This is a genomic window from Aeromicrobium sp. (genome assembly GCF_037719875.1).
Taxonomy (GTDB): Bacteria; Actinomycetota; Actinomycetes; order Propionibacteriales; family Nocardioidaceae; genus Aeromicrobium.
Window position 1 is genome coordinate 275,378 of record NZ_JBBJMJ010000002.1, and the last position, 19,338, is coordinate 294,715.

General features: G+C 67.5%; 19 protein-coding genes and 1 pseudogene. 14 read left to right on the top strand and 6 right to left on the bottom strand.

Annotated elements, in window-relative coordinates; translation table 11 throughout:
• Positions 1 to 2 precede the first annotated feature (2 nt).
• Positions 3 to 449: a metallopeptidase family protein gene (locus WKF39_RS04140; RefSeq protein ID WP_340385964.1), complete on the bottom strand. Its 447-nt coding sequence runs from the start codon at positions 447 to 449 to the stop codon at positions 3 to 5.
• Positions 450 to 506: 57 nt separating this feature from the next.
• Here WKF39_RS04140 and WKF39_RS04145 point away from each other — a divergent pair, with 57 nt between their 5' ends.
• The 4 genes from WKF39_RS04145 to WKF39_RS04160 are packed head-to-tail and all read left to right on the top strand — an operon-like array spanning position 507 to position 3,387.
• A complete protein-coding gene (locus WKF39_RS04145) occupies positions 507 to 827 on the top strand; it encodes a DUF3499 domain-containing protein (protein ID WP_340386079.1) in 321 nt (106 codons plus the stop codon).
• Positions 824 to 2,197 carry a phosphomannomutase/phosphoglucomutase gene (locus WKF39_RS04150; protein WP_340385965.1) on the top strand — a complete coding sequence of 458 codons (1,374 nt, stop codon included), beginning with the start codon at positions 824 to 826 and terminating at the stop codon, positions 2,195 to 2,197. The genes WKF39_RS04145 and WKF39_RS04150 overlap by 4 nt, the downstream gene beginning before the upstream one ends.
• A 22-nt stretch (positions 2,198 to 2,219) precedes the next feature.
• Positions 2,220 to 2,390: a Trm112 family protein gene (locus tag WKF39_RS04155; protein WP_340385966.1), complete on the top strand. Its 171-nt coding sequence runs from the start codon at positions 2,220 to 2,222 to the stop codon at positions 2,388 to 2,390.
• Positions 2,391 to 2,406: 16 nt separating this feature from the next.
• Positions 2,407 to 3,387, top strand: a complete 981-nt coding sequence (locus WKF39_RS04160; RefSeq protein WP_340385967.1) for a cation diffusion facilitator family transporter — start codon at positions 2,407 to 2,409, stop codon at positions 3,385 to 3,387.
• Between the two features lie 18 nt (positions 3,388 to 3,405).
• On the opposite strand, the gene WKF39_RS04165 is transcribed toward WKF39_RS04160, so the two are convergent.
• A complete protein-coding gene (locus tag WKF39_RS04165) occupies positions 3,406 to 5,076 on the bottom strand; it encodes a sodium:solute symporter (RefSeq protein WP_340385968.1) in 1,671 nt (556 codons plus the stop codon).
• A complete protein-coding gene (locus tag WKF39_RS04170; protein ID WP_340385969.1) occupies positions 5,073 to 5,333 on the bottom strand; it encodes a DUF3311 domain-containing protein in 261 nt (86 codons plus the stop codon). Before WKF39_RS04170 ends, WKF39_RS04165 begins: the two co-directional genes overlap by 4 nt.
• 162 nt (positions 5,334 to 5,495) lie before the next feature.
• Between WKF39_RS04170 and ahcY the strand changes: the two genes are divergently transcribed.
• From ahcY to secA, 9 genes and pseudogenes are all read left to right on the top strand, one after another.
• Positions 5,496 to 6,923 carry an adenosylhomocysteinase gene (gene ahcY / locus WKF39_RS04175; protein WP_340385970.1) on the top strand — a complete coding sequence of 476 codons (1,428 nt, stop codon included), beginning with the start codon at positions 5,496 to 5,498 and terminating at the stop codon, positions 6,921 to 6,923.
• Positions 6,924 to 7,004: 81 nt separating this feature from the next.
• Entirely contained in the window at positions 7,005 to 7,703 is a 699-nt protein-coding gene (gene mtrA / locus WKF39_RS04180) for an MtrAB system response regulator MtrA (protein WP_340385971.1), read from the top strand.
• Positions 7,704 to 7,731: 28 nt separating this feature from the next.
• Positions 7,732 to 9,261: an MtrAB system histidine kinase MtrB gene (gene mtrB / locus WKF39_RS04185; RefSeq protein WP_340385972.1), complete on the top strand. Its 1,530-nt coding sequence runs from the start codon at positions 7,732 to 7,734 to the stop codon at positions 9,259 to 9,261.
• Positions 9,258 to 11,015 carry an LpqB family beta-propeller domain-containing protein gene (locus tag WKF39_RS04190; RefSeq protein WP_340385973.1) on the top strand — a complete coding sequence of 586 codons (1,758 nt, stop codon included), beginning with the start codon at positions 9,258 to 9,260 and terminating at the stop codon, positions 11,013 to 11,015. The genes mtrB and WKF39_RS04190 overlap by 4 nt, the downstream gene beginning before the upstream one ends.
• 60 nt (positions 11,016 to 11,075) lie before the next feature.
• Entirely contained in the window at positions 11,076 to 11,774 is a 699-nt protein-coding gene (locus WKF39_RS04195; RefSeq protein WP_340385974.1) for a phosphoribosyltransferase family protein, read from the top strand.
• A gap of 104 nt (positions 11,775 to 11,878) precedes the next feature.
• Entirely contained in the window at positions 11,879 to 12,505 is a 627-nt protein-coding gene (raiA, locus tag WKF39_RS04200; RefSeq protein ID WP_340385975.1) for a ribosome-associated translation inhibitor RaiA, read from the top strand.
• A gap of 41 nt (positions 12,506 to 12,546) precedes the next feature.
• The gene (locus WKF39_RS04205) at positions 12,547 to 13,209 is read left to right on the top strand and encodes a response regulator transcription factor (RefSeq protein ID WP_340385976.1); all 663 of its coding nucleotides are present in this window, start codon (positions 12,547 to 12,549) and stop codon (positions 13,207 to 13,209) included.
• 10 nt (positions 13,210 to 13,219) lie between these two features.
• Positions 13,220 to 14,437, top strand: a complete 1,218-nt coding sequence (locus tag WKF39_RS04210) for a crosslink repair DNA glycosylase YcaQ family protein (protein ID WP_340385977.1) — start codon at positions 13,220 to 13,222, stop codon at positions 14,435 to 14,437.
• Between the two features lie 61 nt (positions 14,438 to 14,498).
• Positions 14,499 to 17,206, top strand: a pseudogene (gene secA, locus WKF39_RS04215) (preprotein translocase subunit SecA).
• 115 nt (positions 17,207 to 17,321) lie between these two features.
• On the opposite strand, the gene WKF39_RS04220 reads toward secA, so the two are convergent.
• Positions 17,322 to 17,804 (bottom strand): Rv3235 family protein, encoded by a 483-nt coding sequence (locus WKF39_RS04220; RefSeq protein ID WP_340385978.1) that lies wholly within the window; start codon positions 17,802 to 17,804, stop codon positions 17,322 to 17,324.
• Positions 17,801 to 18,394, bottom strand: a complete 594-nt coding sequence (locus WKF39_RS04225; protein ID WP_340385979.1) for a hypothetical protein — start codon at positions 18,392 to 18,394, stop codon at positions 17,801 to 17,803. The genes WKF39_RS04220 and WKF39_RS04225 overlap by 4 nt, the downstream gene beginning before the upstream one ends.
• 137 nt (positions 18,395 to 18,531) lie before the next feature.
• Between WKF39_RS04225 and WKF39_RS04230 the strand changes: the two genes are divergently transcribed.
• Positions 18,532 to 19,035, top strand: coding sequence for a hypothetical protein (locus WKF39_RS04230; RefSeq protein ID WP_340385980.1), 504 nt, complete (start codon positions 18,532 to 18,534; stop codon positions 19,033 to 19,035).
• On the opposite strand, the gene WKF39_RS04235 is transcribed toward WKF39_RS04230, so the two are convergent.
• Complete coding sequence (locus tag WKF39_RS04235; RefSeq protein ID WP_340385981.1) at positions 19,019 to 19,276, bottom strand: helix-turn-helix domain-containing protein; 258 nt, start codon at positions 19,274 to 19,276, stop codon at positions 19,019 to 19,021. The two genes, WKF39_RS04230 and WKF39_RS04235, sit on opposite strands and share 17 nt — an antisense overlap.
• Between the last annotated feature and the right edge of the window lie 62 nt (positions 19,277 to 19,338).

Consider the following 19,338-nt stretch of genomic DNA (forward strand, 5'->3'; position numbering starts at 1 on the left):
GGTCAGCGTGGCCGCGGATCTAGGTCGTCAGGGGAGATGTGCCACACCTCGGAGAGGCGGTCGAGGACGGTCGCCCAGACCAGGTCCTCGAGGTCCTCGTTGCTCCCGCACCGTTGCGCGATCGGGATGCGGAACAGCACCACGCGGGAACCCCCGGCGTCCGGCGTGACGATGCTCAGCGGCACGTCGTCGGTCCACTCCGGCGGCAGCAGCGGCGCCTCCTCGACCACGACCTGAACATGATCGGTCTCGACCGCGAAATGCGGTTCGAGTGCAGCGATGACATCGCCGACGAGCAGATCGAACGAGGCGCGGGCCGGGCGATGAGCCGGCACGCTGCGGGGCGAGAGCGGACCCGGCAGCGCCATCGGCCCACGCGGGCCCCGGCCCCGGCGATCGCGCATCCGGCCCGGGCGTGGACCACTGACGGCGCCGCCGAAATGATCCATGCGGTGAGCCTAACGCGCGGGTGTGGGGGTCAGGGATAGCCTCGCCTCGTGGGTGTGATGAGACGGTGCACGCGCTCGGCGTGCTCTCAGACTGCAGTGGCGACGCTGACCTATGTCTATGCGGACCAGACCGCGGTCCTCGGACCCCTGGCGACCTATGCCGAACCGCACACCTACGACCTGTGCTCCGAGCACTCGCAGCGGATGTCCGCACCGCTGGGGTGGAACGTCCTTCGCCTCGCCCCCGATCCGGCGGCCGTCGAGCCCAGCCGCGATGACCTGCTCGCTCTCGCCGACGCTGTCCGGGAGGCCGGTCGTCCACCGACACCGGTTCCCGACGGACCGCCCGCCCTTCGACTCGTGAGGCCCGAATCTTGATCGATCCCCGTCTGGCGGAGGTGGTCAAGGCGTACGACGTACGCGGCCGCTCGCCCGAACAGCTCGACGCTGCCCTGACCCGCGCTCTCGGCGAGGCCTTCGCCCTCGAGACCGGCGTTGATGCCGCGACGGTCGAGGGTGGGGGCACGGTCGTGATCGGCCACGACATGCGTGACACCTCACCAGAGCTGGTGTCCGCCTTTGCCGACGGCGTGCGTGCCCAGGGCGGCCATGTCATCGGCATCGGCCTGGCCTCGACAGACCTGCTCTACTTCGCCTCGGGAGATCTCGACCTGCCGGGCGCGATGATCACCGCGAGCCACAACCCCGCCGCCTACAACGGCATCAAGCTGTGCCGAGCAGGCGCGAGGCCGATCGGCTATGACACGGGGCTCTCGGCGATCGCGGAGCGGGCCACCGCCTTCCTGGCGCGGACCGACCTGCCGGAGCCGTCCGGGACCTATCGGGAGCTCGATGCGCTGAGCCGCTATTCGGACTATCTCCACGAGCTCGTGCCGATCCCGGTGGGGCGGCGCCTGAAGGTCGTCGCCGACGCCGGCAACGGCATGGCCGGCCACACCGTCCCCTCGGTGTTCGCCAGCCTGGACGTCGAGCTGACGCCGATGTACTTCGACCTGGACGGGACGTTCCCCAACCACGATGCCAACCCACTCGACCACAGCACCCTGGTCGACCTGCAGGCCACGGTGCGCGAGACTGGCGCTGACATCGGCCTGGCCTTCGACGGCGACGCGGACCGATGCTTCGTGGTCGACGAGCGCGGCGAGGTCGTCTCGCCGTCGGCGATCACCGGGCTCATCGCGTCTCGTGCGCTGCTCACGACGCCCGGAGCGACGATCCTGCACAACGTCATCACATCGCGAGCCGTGCCCGAGATCATCACCGAGAACGGCGGCACCCCGGTACGGACGCCGGTCGGCCACTCGTTGATCAAGGCCGAGATGGCCCGCACGGGCGCGGTGTTCGGCGGCGAGCACTCCGGGCACTTCTACTTCAAGGACTTCTTCCTCGCAGACTCCGGCATGATCGCCGCGCTCCACGTCATGGCCGCCCTCGCCGAGACGGACGGGCCGGTCTCGGAGCTGATGGCCCGCTATGAGCGATACGCGTCCTCGGGCGAGATCAACAGCACGGTCGACGACGGACCCGCGATCCTCAGGGAGCTCTCGCAGGCCTACTCGGACTGTGGGCAGGACCGCCTGGACGGGTTGACCGTCACGGGGGACACGTGGTGGTTCAACGTCCGTGCGTCCAACACCGAGCCGTTGCTGCGCCTCAACGTCGAGGGTGACGACGAAGCCATCATGGCCAGGGTGCGCGACGAGGTCCTGGCCGTCATTCGGCGTTGAGCACCCCCTTAGGATGGCCAGCATGAACCTTGACCCCGCACTGCTGGAGATCCTGGTCTGCCCTCAGTGCCGTGCGACGCTTGCCGTCGACGACGAGGCCAGCGAGCTGGTGTGCAGTGCCTGCGCACTGGCCTATCCCGTGCGCCGCGACATCCCCGTCATGCTGGTCGACGAGGCTCGGTCTCTCCGTTGATGAGGAAGGCAGCCTGATGGCAACCGAAGGCGGAAACAAGGCGGTCGTTGCTGCCCTCCTGGCCAACACCGGAATCGCGGTGACCAAGTTCATCGCATTCCTGCTGACGGGCTTCTCCTCGATGCTCGCCGAGTCGATCCACTCCCTGGCCGACGCGGGCAATCAGGTCCTGCTGCTGGTGGGCGGCAAGCGCTCCAAGCGTGAGGCGACCGAGGAGCACCCGTTCGGGTTCGGCCGTGAGCGCTATCTCTACGCCTTCGTGGTGTCGATCGTGCTGTTCAGTGTGGGTGGCCTGTTCGCGCTCTACGAGGCCTATCACAAGTATCACGAGCTCCAGGAAGGTCACGCTGGCGGACTGGACGGCAAGTGGCGTCTCGTGCCGCTGTTCGTGCTCGGCATCGCGATCGTGCTGGAGTCGCTGTCATTTCGCACCGCGATCGTCGAGGGCAACAAGGTCCGCGGCAAGCAGGGCTGGTGGTCGTTCATCCGCAAGGCCAAGTCTCCTGAGCTTCCTGTCATCCTGCTCGAGGACCTCGCCGCGCTGGTCGGTCTCGTCGCGGCCTTCCTCGCCGTGAGCCTCTCGCTCCTCACCCACAACGCCTACTTCGACGTCGCCGGCACTGGCTTCATCGGCGTGCTGCTGATCGTCGTGGCGGTGATCCTCGCGATCGAGATGAAGAGCCTGCTGATCGGCGAGGCCGCCTCCAAGGACTCGATCGCCAAGATCCGGGGCGCGATCGAGGCGACCCCGGGCGTCACGCTGATCATCCACCTGAAGACGCTGCACATCGCGCCCGAGGAGCTGCTCGTGGCCGCCAAGATCGGGGTCGAAGCCGACGCCTCGGGGGCCGACATCTCCGAGGTCATCGACACCGCGGAGCGCAACCTGCGCACCGCGGAGCCGATGGCCCAGCAGGTGTTCCTCGAGCCCGACGTCTTCCGGCCCGATCACGTCCCGGACGAACGCCCCACGCCCCCGAGCGCCCCGAGCCACTAGCGCGGGGCCGCCGGCAGCTCAGTCGACGGGGGCCGTCGACAGGGGGTCGAGGCGATCTGTGACCTCGGGATCGCCGGCATCGGCGAGGTAGTCGGTCGGGTGCGTGTCGTCCGTGCCCGCGTCGACGTCGAGCGCTCGGCAGATGTAGGTGCCGATGGCCGCGACGACCAGGTTGAGCACGAGCGCCGTGATGCCGAAGTAGATCAGGTTCTCGCTGAGCGAGATGCCAAACACCTCGAGCGGGCCCACCGCGCCGCCGAAGTGCGATCCCGGATCGCCGATGACGGGCTTGTTGTATGCCGCGATCGTGCCCCAGATCATGCCGACCGCCCAGCCGGCGAGCAGTGCATAGCGGTGGAACCAGCGGGTGTAGAGGCCGATCACGATCGCCGGGAGGGTCTGCAGGATCCAGATGCCGCCGAGGAGCTGCAGGTTGATCGCGAAGTCCTTGGGCAGCGCCAGCACGAAGATCAGCGCGCCGAACTTGACCAGCAGGCTCGCGAGCTTGCTCTGCTTGGCCTCCTGGGCATCGGTCGCGTCCGGGTTGATGAACGCCTTGTAGATGTTGCGGGTCCAGAGGTTGGCCGCGGCGATCGACATGATCGCGGCCGGCACGAATGCGCCGATCACGATCGCGGCGAACGCGACACCGGCGAACCACGGCGAGAACTCCTGCTCGAAGAGCTGAGGGATCGCGAGCTGCGGGTTCGTGACCTGGATCCCGGCCGCGATGGCGGCGAGGCCGAGCAGGGCGAGCAGGCCCAGCAGGAACGAGTAGGCCGGGAGCAGCGCGGCATTGCGCCGGATGATGTTGCGGTTCTTGGTCGACAGCACCGCCGTGATCGAGTGGGGATACATGAACAGGGCCAGAGCCGAGCCGAGGGACAGCGAGGCATACGCCCACTGCGAGGCGCCGAGGGTCGGGATCAGGCCCTTGCTGGATGCCTGACCGTTGGCGATGGCATCGGCGTTGTCCTGGTTGAACGTGTCGAAGGCCTTGCCGGCCGAATCGAAGATTCCGCTCCAGCCGCCCAGCTGGGTCGGTAGGTAGATCACCGCGACGATGATGACCAGATAGATCAACGTGTCCTTGACGAAGGCGATCAGTGCCGGCGCGCGAAGGCCCGATGAGTACGTGTAGGCGGCCAGCAGCGCGAACGCGATGAACAGCGGGAGGTCCTTGCGGAACCAGCCGGCATCCTCGCCGCCGCCGAGTCCGATGACGTCCAGCACCGCCTGGATGCCGACGAGCTGCAACGCGATGTACGGCAGCGTCGCCAGGATGCCGGTGAAGGCGATCGCCAGCGAGAGGGACTTGGAGTCGAACCTGCCCTGCACGAAGTCGGCCGGCGTGACGTAGCGGCGTCGGTGCGAGACCGACCACAACCGCGGCAGGAAGATGAAGATGATCGGGTAGAGGATGATCGTGTAGGGCACCGCGAAGAATCCGGTCGCATTGCCGGCATACAGCAGCGCCGGGACGGCGATGAACGTGTAGGCCGTGTAGATGTCGCCGCCAATCAGGAACCACGCGATGAAGGTGCCGAAGCTGCGTCCGCCGAGTCCCCACTCGTCGAGGTTGTCGAGGGTGTCGACCTTGCGCCACCGCGCGGCGAGGAACCCCATCACGGTGACCAGCAGGAAGAAGAAGAGGAAGACGCTCAGCGCCACGGGATCGACGCCGTTCATGAACGATCACCGTCCGTGCGTCCCTCGAAGGTGCGCCGGTCGCGCTCGTGGCCGATGACCAGGAAATAGGCGATCGACGTCAGGACGACCGATGCGATCACCAGCATGAACTGGTACCAGAAGAAGAACGGGATGCCCCAGAGCTCCGGATCGGACGTGGCATACGTCGACACAAGCAGCGGGACGACGATGGCGATGGCCAAGGCCACCCCTGCGCCGATGAGCGGGCCCTTGCCCGGCGGCGTGCGGTCTGACATGGCGATGACCCCCTGATCAGTCGGACGTGACGTCCATCACAGTCCCTCGGGTACCGTACGCCCGGCCCGCCCGCGCGCAAAAGTCGGGGAGGGCCTGTCGGCTCGCTCACATGTCACCGGGCGATTCGGTGCGATCGCCTACCCGCCGGTAGGCTGTGAATCATGGATTACAACGTCGCAGACCTCTCCCTTGCGGACTACGGTCGCAAGGAGATCACCCTCGCCGAGCACGAGATGCCGGGCCTCGTGGCCATGCGTGAGCGCTACGGCAAGAGCAAGCCGCTCGCCGGCGCCCGCATCGCAGGCTCGCTGCACATGACGATCCAGACCGCCGTGCTGATCGAGACCCTCGTGGATCTCGGGGCCGATGTCCGCTGGGCGACCTGCAACATCTTCTCGACGCAGGACCACGCCGCTGCCGCGGTCGTCGTGGGTCGCGACGGGACAGCCGAGGACCCCCAGGGCACGCCCGTCTTCGCCTGGAAGGGCGAGACGCTCGGCGAGTACTGGGACGAGGCCGAGAAGGTCTTCGACTTCGCTGAGGGTGGCCCAAATGTCCTGCTCGACGACGGCGGCGACATCACGATGCTGCTGCACCTGGGTGTCGAGTTCGAGAAGACCGGTGTCGTGCCCTCGCAGGACAGCACCGACAACGAGGAGTTCAAGGAGGTGCTGCGCGTCCTCGCCCGATCGGTCGAGGCCAAGCCGCAGCACTGGACCAACATCGCCAAGGACATCAAGGGCGTCTCCGAGGAGACCACCACCGGCGTCCTGCGTCTCTACGACCGCTTCCGTGAGGGCACGCTGCTCTTCCCTGCGATCAACGTCAACGACTCGGTCACCAAGAGCAAGTTCGACAACAAGTACGGTTGCCGCCACTCGCTGATCGACGGACTCAACCGCGCGACCGATGTCATGATCGGCGGCAAGGTCGCCGTCGTCTGCGGCTATGGCGACGTGGGCAAGGGCTCCGCGGAGTCGCTGCGCGGCCAGGGCGCTCGCGTCATCGTCACGGAGATCGACCCGATCTGTGCGCTGCAGGCAGCGATGGACGGCTATGAGGTGAGGCGCCTCGAGTCGGTCGTCGAGACCGCCGACATCTTCATCACCACGACGGGCAACTTCGACATCATCACGGTCGAGCACTTCGAGAAGATGAAGCACCAGGCGATCGTCGGCAACATCGGCCACTTCGACAACGAGATCAACATGGCCGGACTGGCCAAGATCCCCGGCATCGTCAAGGACGAGATCAAGCCGCAGGTCCACCAGTGGATCTTCAAGGATGGCAAGAAGGTCATCGTCTTGTCGGAGGGGCGTCTGCTCAACCTCGGCAACGCGACGGGGCACCCGTCATTCGTCATGTCGAACTCGTTCACCAACCAGGTCCTCGCGCAGATCGAGCTCTACACCAAGGCCGGTCAGTACGAGCTCGGTGTGCACGTGCTGCCCAAGCACCTCGATGAGGAGGTCGCCCGTCTGCACCTGGACGCCCTCGGAGTCGAGCTGACCGAGCTCACCAAGGAGCAGGCCGCCTATCTCGGTGTCGACGTCGCCGGACCCTACAAGTCGGACCTCTACCGCTACTGAGTCACGCGGTCACAGGATGAACGGGCGCCAGGTGCATGCATCTGGCGCCCGTTCCTGTTCGACCCTCCGTATCATTGCCGCGTGAGCTACCGCCGGACCAAGCGCGATCGAGTCCTCGTCGTGGATGACGACGTCTCACTTGCCGAGATGCTCACGATCGTCCTCGAGGGTGAGGGTCTCACTGCCGCGGTATGCCGATCGGGTGACCGGGTCATGTCGGCGTTCACGCAGTTCAGGCCCGATGTCGTCCTGCTCGACCTGATGCTCCCGGGACTCGACGGCATGAGCGTGTGCCGCCAGATCCGGGAGAAGTCGGCAGTGCCGATCATCATGCTGACGGCCAAGTCGGACACCCCAGACGTCGTCGCCGGGCTCGAGGCCGGGGCGGACGACTACATCACCAAGCCGTTCAAGAACACCGAGCTGGTCGCCCGCATCAGGGCCCGGCTGCGACGGTCGGACCAGCTCGTCGAGCCGCTTGTCTTCGGCGACATCGTGCTGGACCCGGCCGGCCACACCGTGACCCGCAAGGGTGGTGCGCTGGAGCTCACGCCGCTGGAGTTCGACCTGCTGGCCTGCCTCCTGGGTGACCCGTCGCAGGTCTTCACCCGCGAGTCCCTCCTGCAGAAGGTGTGGGGCTATCACCACCCCGGTGACACCAAGCTCGTCAACGTCCACATGACCCGGCTGAGGTCCAAGATCGAGGACGACGCCGAGAACCCCCAGATCATCCGCACCGTGCGAGGCGTCGGATACCAGGCGATCACGCCATCGGCATGACGCGGCGACACCGGGCCGGCGGCGCCTGATGCGGGGGCTCACCCGCATCTGGCGGCGCTCGATCCAGGCGCGTGTCGTCACCAGCACGATCGTGCTCAGCGCCCTCGTCATCTCGCTCACCGGCTGGGCGCTTCTGCGAGACGTCGCGAGCGGGCTGGCCGACAGCCGGCGCGTCGCGGCGATCTCAGAGGCGCGCTCCGGCTTCGACTATGCACAGTCCCAGCTGGATGCGACGGTCGAGACCGAGCCCGCCACCCAGTCGCAGTCGCTGATCCAGATGGTCGACTCCCTCACGAGCTCGCGTGGCGCCAAGCGGACCTACGAGCTGGTGCTGGAGGGACCACTGTCGACCGAGGGTGGGGATGTGCCCGTGCGCTCCTCGGCGGCGATCTCGCCGGGCTCGCTCCCGGCCGACCTGGACTCCGCCGTCAAGCGCAGACCCGGCACGTACTGGAGCTATTCGGGTCTGGCGCTGCTGGGCTCCTCGGATTCCGATCCCTCGGTCGTGGTCGGCAGCCAGCTGCGAGCCCCGGGGACCGGTGACACCTACGCGTTGTACTACCTGTTCTCGATGGAGGACCAGCAGTCGACGCTCGACCTCGTGCGCAGGGCATTGCTGCTCGGTGGTCTGGCCATGGTGCTGATGGTCGGCGGGGTTGCCTGGCTCGTCTCGCGCCAGGTGCTGGACCCCGTCCGGCTGGCGCGCCGCATCGCCGAGCGCTACGCCAGCGGCAACCTCGAGCAGCGCATGCACGTCAGTGGTGAGGATGACATCGCCCGACTGAGCACATCGTTCAACCAGATGGCGGCAAGCCTGCAGAGCCAGATCCGACGCCTCGAAAATCTGTCGCGGCTGCAGCAACGCTTCGTCTCCGACGTCTCGCACGAGCTGCGCACTCCGCTCACGACGGTGCAGATGGCCAGCGAGGTGTTGTATGACTCCCGCAACCGCTTCGATCCGCAGACGGCTCGATCGGCCGAGCTGCTCAAGGGCGAGCTCGACCGGTTCGAGTCGCTGCTGACCGACCTGCTGGACCTCAGTCGGTTCGACGCCGGCGCAGCCCGGCTCGAGCTCGACACGATTGATCTCGCGCAGGTCGCGAGGCAGTCCGCAGATGATCCCGTCGTCGCCCGCGAGGGGATCGAGATCCGCCTGATCGGTGTCGACGAGCCGGCTGTCGTCGAGGCCGACATCCGTAGGATCAACCGGATCGTGCGCAACCTGTTGACGAATGCCGCAAAGTACAGCGGTTCGCCGCGCCTCGAGGTCGAGGTCGCCCAGACCGACGAGTGCGTGTCGCTCGCGGTGCGCGACTTCGGTGTCGGGCTCTCCGGGGATGAGAACCTGCGGGTCTTCGACCGATTCTGGCGTGCCGATCCGGCTCGTGCGCAGGGCGGGACCGGCCTCGGGCTCGCGATCTCGCGCGAGGACGCCGCGTTGCACGGGGGGAGCCTGCAGGCCTGGGGCCGGCCCGGGCTGGGCAGCGAGTTCATCCTGACGATCCCCAAGCCCGAGGGCTCGGCCAAGTTCCCCGCGATCGGGTCGGTGTACGCATGATCAGCCGTCGCCGCCATGACCACACCGCACGTTCCCTGGTTGTTGCGGTCGTCACGTTGGTGACGATCTCGGCGTGCGCCGGCATACCCACATCCGGGCCGGTGACCAGGGTCGCTGATGATGGTGGCTTCGGCGAGAGCACGGTTCGCTACTCCCCGAGCCGCCCGATCGCCGATTCGACGCCGCAGCAGGTCGTGCGGGGATACCTCGACGCGATGCTGGCCTATCCCCAGTCGTCGGGCACCGCCTCGGCATTCCTCACGCCCGAGGGCGCGAAGGGGTGGAGCCCGACGGCCCGTGTGCGGGTCTACTCGGCGCCATCGGTCTCGGCGACCCTCGCCAAGAGCGTGGGCGCCGACGCCGCGCCGACGCGCGTCGACGTCCGGCTCAGCCTGGACGAAGAGGCGCGGCTCGACCGCCAAGGTCATTACACCCGCCGGGACCGCCCTTCGGACATCACGTACCGGCTGGAGCGGATCAAGGGGGAGTGGCGCATCGCCAACCCGCAGGTCGGTCTGCTGGTCAGCCAGAAGTTCTTCGGCGACTACTTTCGGCCGTTCGACATCTTCTACTTCGATCGGCCCGGGCGCAGGCTGGTGCCCGACCCGGTCTACCGGACCGTCGGTGACCAGCTGGCGACCGGGCTGGTCAGCAGCCTGGTGCGTGGCCCCGGCCCTTCGGCCGAGGGCACCCCCCGCAGCTATCTCCCGCCTCTTGACTCCCTGCGTCCGTCGGTGCCGGTCTCGGATGACGGTGTCGCCGACGTCGAGTTCGACACCGACTTCTCAGCGCTGAGCGAGTCGGTGCAGGACCACCTCTCCGCGCAGATCGTCTGGACCCTTCGGCAGGTCCCGGACGTGACCGCAGTGCGCCTGCTGGGAGGCACGACGGTCCTGTCCAACAGCGGGAGCACCGTGCAGGACATCGACTCGTGGGCCGGGTTCGGACCGAATGTCGCGCCCGGCCACACCTATGCGATCGCCCGCGACAAGGTTGTCCAGATCGATGACGACCGGGTCGAACCGCTGACCGGCGCCTGGGGCGAAAATGCCCGCGGTGCCGTCTTCGTCGGCGTCTCCGACGACGGGGTGGCCGGCGTGCTGGCCGGCCGTTCCCAGGTGCGGATCACCAACCGCAAGGGCACCGGCGCGCGTACGTTCGGTGGTTCCGGCTTCATCGCACCGCGCTGGGACGGCGAGGGCGCGGTGTGGCTGCTCGATCGCCCCGGGTCGCAGACCCGCGTTCGGGTGCTCAGCGATGGCATGATCCGCACACTCGACGTCGGCGGCCTCGCGGCTCTCGCGCCCAGCACGTTCGCGCTGTCACCCGACGCCTCGCGATATGCCGTGACGATCCCCGGCGCCGGGCGGGACTCGATCCAGGTGGGACGCGTGCTGCGCGACGCCGACGACCGGATCCTCGGGCTCGGCGGCCCGGCACGCGTCTTCACCGGCGCCCGGTCGCCTCGGGCGGCTACGTGGTCGTCGGGTACCGAGCTCAGCTATCTTGCCGAGAGCAGGTCCGGCCGGCAGATCTATTCCTCGGCGATCGATGGCTCCTCGACCATCGAGGGCATCTCCCGCGGCGGGGCGTTGTTGCCTGACGTCGATGCAGGAACGCTCGCGATCGGCCCCGACGACACGTCTCCCCGCTATGCCACGGATGCGCGCAAGCGACTCTGGTACCTCCCTCCTGGCGAGTCCTGGCAGCTGCTGTCCACAACCGGGGTCACAGGCCTCACCTACGGCCGCTGACGTCCACAGCACCGGCCGGGAGCCTCCGCTGGGCGGCCCCACCGGCCGATGCTGGGAGGTGTGCGAGACCTGCTGACCCCCGCTGCCGACCTGCTGCTGGGGGCGCGGTGCGCCGACTGCGGACGACCCGCGTTGAAGCTCTGTCGGGCGTGCGGTGAGGCGATCAGGCCACTGCCAGCCATCACCTGGCCCCAACCGTGCCCGCGGGGGCTCAGGCAGCCGTCGCGGGTCGTCCCGATAGCCGCGGGAGTCAACGCCGATCTGCTTCAGCGCGTGCTGGTGGCATGGAAGGAGGCCGGCAACACGGGTCTGACCTCGATGCTGGACCACTTGCTGGCGGCGGCGGTCGTCGAGCACACCCGGCCCGGCCGACCCGTGACGCTCGTCCCGGTCCCGACCTCCCGCAGGAGCAGGAGAGCGCGGGGTTGTGACCTGGTCGACGAGCTCGCCCACTCCGCGGCGCGCCTGCTGCGCGGCGTCGGGATCGAGGCGAGGGTCGCCCAGGCACTGCGGCCCGCACGGGCCACTGCCGACCAGGCCGGCCTCGGAGCGACGGCACGGGCGCGCAACCTGCACGGGGCGTTCCGCTTGCACAGCGCGCGGTGGCTGACTGACCGCGACATCCTGGTCGTGGACGACATACTGACGACCGGCGCGACGGTCGCGGAGGCCGTTCGTGCGTTGAGTGCGGCCGGACACCGTCCCGCAGGCATCGCCGTGGTTGCCGCGACTCCTCGCAATGCTGGGCATCCACGATGAACTTGGTGACACCTCTGGTGATTCCTTGGACGGCGGTCTAACGTCACGGGTGTGGCATGAAGCGGCGCTGCACGTGAGCGCGACACCGAGACAAGGGAGTCCCCATGGAAATTGTCGTCAACGGTCGCAACAGCGAGATCTCCGAGCGGTTCCGCGAGCACGTCGAGGAAAAACTTCTCCGGCTCGAAAAATATGACTCCCGCCAAAAAATCAGCCGGGTCGAGGTCGAGGTGACCCACGAGAAGAATCCCCGCCAGCACGACACCGCAGCCAAGGTCGAGATGACCTTGCGCTCGCGAGGCCCGGCCGTTCGAGCCGAGGCCGCGTCGACCGACCAGCACTCGGCCCTGGACGCCGCGATCGACAAGCTCGAGTCGCGCCTTCGTCGTTCGGTGGACCGCACCCGCATCCACCACGGTCAGCACGCGCCGACGTCGCTGTCTGCCGCGGCGGCCACGCTGCCGATCGAGGACCTGGTGATCGACGAGCCCGACGACGAGGTCCCGGTCAGCCGGTCCGGGCCGATTGAGGTCGAGGGCGACAGTCCCATCGTCGTGCGCGAGAAGACGCACCAGGCAACGCCGATGACCTTGGACCAGGCGATGTACGAGATGGAGCTCGTGGGCCACGACTTCTATCTGTTCCTCGAGAAGGATTCGATGCGGCCGAGTGTGGTCTATCTCCGCAAGGGATATGACTACGGAGTCATCCACCTCGACGTCACGGGGTGACGAAGAGCACCTCCGAACCCAACCCGTGGCATGATCGAGGCGTGACTTCTCGGGGTGACAGTATTCGGGTGCTCCTGGTCGACGACCAGGAGCTGTTCCGGCGTGGCGTCAAGATGGTTCTCAGCGCCGACGACTCCCTGGAGCTCGAGGAGGTCGATGACGGCGACAAGGCGCTCGAGCTCGTCGCCGACAATCCCTTCGACATCGTGCTGCTCGACGTGCGCATGCCCGGTCGCAGCGGGGTCGAGGTGTGCGCGGCGATCAAGCAGATCTCGCCGACCACCGGAATCATCATGCTCACCGCGAGCGACGACGAGTCCGATCTCTATGAGTCGATCCGCAGCGGCGCCTCGGGCTATCTGCTCAAGGATGGCTCGACCTACGAGCAGGTCGCCGAGGCAGTGCGCCTCGTTGCCTCGGGGCAGTCGCTGATCAGCCCCAGCATGGCGACCAAGCTGCTCGACGAGTTCGTGCACATGTCCAAGAGCCCGGCGCCGGCGACCAACCTGACTCCGCGTGAGCTCGGGGTCCTGCGTCACGTGGCCCGGGGCCGCAGCAACCGCGAGATCGCCGAAGAGCTGTTCATCAGCGAGAACACCGTCAAGAACCACATCCGCAACATCTTGGAGAAGCTCCAGATGAAGTCGCGGATGGAAGCTGCCATGTATGCCGTGCGCAGCAAGCTCGTCGACGACATGCCGTGACCTGCCGGGCATGAGCGAGAGTCTCTCGGTCCTGCAGGCCAGGCGGATAGCGCTGGCAGCGCAGGGTTTCACCAGGCCGCGGCCCGGCCCGGGCGCGGACGTCACGGCTCGGCACGTCACGCGGGTCATCGAACGCCTCGGGTTCTTCCAGATCGACTCGGTCAACGTGCTCGCCCGGGCGCACTACATGCCACTGTTCTCGCGGCTCGGCGCCTATGACGTCGAGCTGCTCCACCGCGCAGCCGGTCGCAGGCCCCGCCGCCTGTTCGAGTACTGGGCCCACGAGGCGGCCCTCGTCGACGTCAACCTGTGGCAGGCATTCCAGTTCCGGATGGACTCGGGGGCGCGGATGTGGGGCGGCATGGCGCGGATCTTCCAGGACAAGCCGGAGTTCGTCGCGTGGGTCCTCGAGGAGGTCCGTGAGCACGGTCCGCTGACGGCCCGCGAGGTCGAGCACGACGCGCCGCGCAGCAAGGACAACTGGGGCTGGAACTGGTCCGAGGTCAAGGCCGCGCTGGAATACCTGTTCTACAAGGGCCAGGTCACAGCCGCACGGCGCAACTCCGCGTTCGAGCGCGTCTACGACCTCCCCGAGCGGGTCATCCCGCCCGCACAGCTCGCCGCGCCCCGGCTCGACCCGGCCGAGGCGCACCGGGTGCTGGTGGCGCATGCGGGCCGCGCCCTAGGAGTCGGCACGGCACAGTGCCTGCGTGACTACTTCCGGATGGACCCCGGCGCGACGAGGGCAGCGATCGAGGACCTCGTCGACACCGGCGAGCTGGTGCCGGCCACGATCGCAGGCTGGAACCGGCCGGCATACCTGCACCGAGATGCCGTCCAGCCGCGCAAGGTGTCGGCGAGGGCGCTGCTCAGTCCCTTCGACCCGCTGGTCTTCGAACGCACCCGCACCGAGCGGCTCTTCGACTTCCGCTACCGCATCGAGATCTACGTCCCGGCCCACAAGCGGGTCCACGGCTACTACGTCCTGCCGTTCCTGCTGGGCGACCGCCTTGTCGCGCGGGTCGATCTGAAGGCTGATCGGCAGGCCGGCCTGCTCATCGTTCACGGCGCCTGGGCCGAGGCGCACGCCCCCGAACGTACGGCCCACGAGCTCGCCGAGGAGCTGCGGCTGATCGCCCAGTGGTTGGGCCTGCGGTCGGTGGTCCCTCCGTCGAAAGGCGATCTCGCCGGGGAACTCACGGCCTGCCTTGCGCGTCACCTAGACTGAACAGGCTCTCAACTCTGCCCAGGCTCCGTATCACCAGGAAGTGCATTTCGTGCCCAAGGTCATCGACAAGATCCTTCGCATGGGCGAAGGCAAGATCCTCAAGCAGCTCCAGGCGGTCGCCAAGCAGGTCAACGCCCTCGAGGATGAGTTCCACGCGATGAGCGATGAGGAGCTCCGTGGCATGACCGACGAGTTCCGTAGTCGGCTGGCCGACGGCTCGACACTCGACGAGCTGATGCCCGAGGCGTTCGCCACGGTTCGCGAGGCGGCCCAACGCGTTCTGGGGCAGCGACACTTCGACGTCCAGATCATGGGCGGCGCCGCGCTGCACCTGGGCAACATCGCCGAGATGAAGACCGGTGAGGGCAAGACCCTGGTCTCGACGCTGCCGGCCTATCTCAACGCCCTCGAGGGCAAGGGTGTGCACGTCGTCACAGTCAACGACTACCTCGCGAAGTACCACGCGGAGTGGATGGGCCGCGTCCACCACTTCCTGGGGTTGAGCGTCGGCATCATCCTGCCGAGCATGACACCCAATCAGCGTCGTGATTCCTACGCGGCCGACATCACCTATGGCACCAACAACGAGTTCGGGTTCGACTACCTGCGCGACAACATGGCCGACGACATCGCCGAGTGCGTGCAGCACGGGCACAACTTCGCGATCGTCGACGAGGTCGACTCGATCCTCATCGACGAGGCCCGCACTCCGCTGATCATCTCGGGTCCGACCGAGGAAGAGGTCAAGTGGTACGGCGAGTTCGCCAAGATCGTCGGTGCCATGAAGATCGATGAGCACTACGAGGTCGATGAGAAGAAGCGCACGATCGCAGTGAGCGAAGAGGGCATTGACCGGGTCGAGGACCAGCTCGGCATCGACAACCTCTACGACGCGGTCAACACCCCGCTGATCAGCTTCCTCAACAACGCCATCAAGGCCAAGGAGCTGTTCAAGAACGACAAGGACTACGTCGTCATGGAGGGCGAGGTCCTGATCGTCGACGAGCACACCGGACGCATCCTCGACGGGCGCCGTTACAACGAGGGTCTCCACCAGGCGATCGAGGCCAAGGAGGGCGTCCGCATCCGCGAGGAGTACCAGACGCTCGCCACGATCACCCTGCAGAACTACTTCCGCCTCTACGACAAGCTCAGCGGCATGACCGGTACGGCGCTGACCGAGGCCTCGGAGTTCGACAAGATCTACAAGCTCGGCGTCGTCCCGATCCCGACCAACCGGATCGTTGCGCGGGTCGACCAGCCCGACCTGGTCTATCGGACCGAGCAGGCAAAGTTCGACGCCGTCGTCGAGGACATCGTCGAGCGGCATGCGGCCGGCCAGCCGATCCTGGTCGGCACGACGAGCGTCGCCAAGAGCGAGCGGCTCTCCAAGCAGCTCAAGAAGCGTGGCGTCGCGCACGAGGTGCTCAACGCCAAGCAGCACGACCGCGAGGCCGCGATCGTCGCGATGGCCGGGCACAAGGGCGCCGTCACTGTCGCGACCAACATGGCGGGCCGCGGCACCGACATCATGCTCGGTGGCAGCGTCGAGTTCCTTGCCGATGCCGCCCTGCGCAGCAAGGGCCTGGACCCGTTGGAGGACTCCGAGGCATACGAAGGCGCGTGGGCGAAGACGCTCGAGCAGATGGAGGCCCAGGTCGCGGCCGAGCACGACGAGGTCGCCGCCGTCGGCGGCCTGATGGTGCTCGGCACCGAGCGCCACGAGTCGCGTCGCATCGACAACCAGCTGCGCGGCCGCTCCGGCCGACAGGGTGACCCGGGTGAGACCCGCTTCTACCTGTCGCTCGAGGACGACCTGATGCGGCTGTTCAAGGCTGACTGGGTCAACTGGGTCCTGCAGACCATGAAGATCCCCGACGACGTCCCGATCGAGAACAAGCGGGTCACCGGCGCGATCGCTTCGGCGCAGGCGCAGGTGGAGGCGCAGAACTTCGACACCCGCAAGAACATCCTCAAGTACGACGACGTCATGAGCCGCCAGCGCGAGGTCATCTACGGTGAACGCCGGCGCGTGCTCGAGGGCGAGGACATGCACGAATGGGTGACCACGATGATCGGCGAGGTGACCGACGCCTACGTCACCGGAGCCACCGAGGGCTTCCCCGAGGAATGGAGCTCGACCAGCTCTGGACCGCGCTCGGCACGCTCTATCCGGTCAGCGTGTCGGTCGCCGATGTCGAGTCCGAGGCCGGAGGCCGGGAGGGCCTGTCCCGCGAGCACCTCCAGGAGGTTGTCGCCGAGGACGCGCTCGCGGCCTACGGCAATCGCGAGCAGGAGCTCGGCTCCGAGGTCATGCGCGAGCTCGAGCGCCGTGTCGTCCTGAGTGTGCTCGACCGCAAGTGGCGCGAGCACCTCTACGAGATGGACTACCTGCGGGAGGGCATCGGCCTGCGGGCTTACTCGCAGCGCGATCCGCTCGTGGAGTATCAACGCGAGGGCTACGACCTGTTCAACGCCATGATGGAGGGCATCGCCGAGGAGTCGGTCGGGTTCTTGTTCAACCTCGACGTCAAGGTCGAGGAAGCAGCCGAGGCCGAGCCGCAGCTCAGCGCCAAGGGTCTGGATGCGGACAAGAAGCCTCAGGCGCTGTCGTATTCCGCTCCCAGCGAGGACGGTGAGGTCGAGGTGCGCGGCGAGTCCGCAGCGGAGGACACTCCCGAGTCGGACGCCCGTCGTCAGGCCAACGCCAAGAACCGGTCGCGCCAGAAGGCCAAGCAGCAGCGGAAGTCACGCAAGAACAATAGGTAACGCTGCGCTTCGCGCAGCCCGCGACTTCGTCGCTGCCGGGCTGACGCCCGGGGCTCACTGCCTCGCTTCGCTCGGACATGGTCGTGTCGGTGACTCAAGGCCGAGCGGAACTCGCCTACGCCCAGGTCAGGGCTGTGCACTTCCAGACCTTGTCGCCGCGATGGGTCGTCTGCAGCTCGAGGCGTACGGCCAGGGCGCGCGAGCGGCCGCGGTGCACCATGCGGCCGGCGATCTCGGCGGCCTCGTCATGCACCATCGCGAGATGCACCGAGGCGATGCGGGCTCCGTGACCGGACCTGGAGCGCAGGGGCACCCTGGCGTGCACGGCCAACCGGGTCGTCAGCTGGTCGTAGACGTCCGGCGCCATCCAGGCCGCCATCTGCCGGACGGCTCGCTCACCCGAGAGGACCTCGACGAGCGCCTGCATGAAGCGGGCCGAGCGCTCACGCAGGGGCCGCGCATCGCCCCGTTCGACGGGGACCGGGAGCACGGGGCTCACTCCTGGGAACGGCAGTGGGATCTGGCCGGGTGCTGGCTCGACCGGACCGGCGAATGCCGGCAGTGCGGAGGGGACGAGCAGTGCTGTCGCGGTCTTCATGAGGGGTCCTTCCCGAGAGGCGGAACGAGTCGTTGCGTGGGGAAGATGAGGTTGGGGTCGGCGCCGATGACCCGGCGGTTGGCGTCGTGCCAGCGAGCACTGGCACGGGCGATGTCGGCGTCCGTCGCATCGCCCGGCAGTGAGCGGGCGGCGATCGCCCACAGGGTGTCGCCGTGGCGAACCACGACGGTCCGTTGGTCCGGAGCGGCCCGGGGTGCCACGACGACGGGCCGGTCCGGGAGCCGCAGGCCGACGAGATGGTGAGGCGAGGGTTGGGCCGGCGCCGCACGGTCGGCGTGGGCCGGTGCCAGTGCGAGCGCCCCGGCGGTGCCCGCGAACAGGGCGCGACGCAGGAGCCCCGGTGTCACGGCATGCAAGAGCGGGGCGGGAGCATGGGCCAGCGACAGCGCGACGGCGAGCATGACCCAGCCGGAGAGGGCCAGCTGGACCAGGCAGCCGATCGCCAGAAGGGCATCGGGGAAGCTCGAGCCGCGCAGGTCACCGATCGAGGTGGACGCTCCCGGAGCGAGCATTCCCACGCTGGCTCCGGCCAGGGCCGTCAGGGTCCATCCGCCGCGCGACAGCACCATGATCCCCCGATCATTCGTTTGACATCATTTGATGACGTTTGACTACAGACAAGGCTGTTCGATGGCGTCTGTCAACACCCTGTGGATCGTGCTGGGGAAACTGTTGCGCCGGCCGGGGCTGCGATAACGTGCGCGCTATGCGATGGGACCGACTGTTCGAGGACCTGGAGGCCCAGGCCGGTGACCTCGAGCTAGACGAGCGCGATGCCTTGGTCGAAGAGCTGCGCGACGGCGACTGGGCTCAGACGTCCTGGCTACATCTGCTGGGCGGCCGAGTCGTCCTCGCGGTGCGGGGCGCCGAGCGCGTCGAGGGCCTCGTCACGCTGGTCAACGATCAGGTGGTCCACCTACGGGGTGAGGGGATGGATCACGTCGTCAGCTCGTTGGCGGTTCTGGCGGTTCACTCAAGCGAGCGGCGAGCCGACGCGCCGACGGCGGTGGGCGGCGCCCTCGGGTGGGGACACGTGTTCCGAGCCCTGCGCGACGCCAGCGAGGAGATCCGGGTGCGACTCACCGACGGGACGACCAGGGATGGTTCGGTGCTCGTGGTCGGACGCGACTTCGTACGCTTGCAAGCCGCGTCAGGCCACGATCAGGTGCTGCCGTTTGCGGGGATCGCGGTGGTCAGTGGTCGGAGGTGACGTCATCTGGCGACGAGGCGGGGGCCTCGGCTGATTCGTCGTCATGAGCTTCCGCGCGGGCATACTGGCGGGAGATGTAGTCCTCGAGCTGGTCAGTCTCGATGCGCCACTGCCCGCGACCGCCGATCTGGATGCCACGCAGATCGCCTGAGCGCACAAGTGCGTAGACCTGGCGCACCGTCACGTTGAGGACATCGGCGACGTCCGCCAGCGTGAGAAACCGCGGGCTGGATGGTGGCATGGCTCCAGTTTCCCATGTGCCGGTGTCAGGGCAGCGACGGGTTGGCCGGGTATGTGGACAAC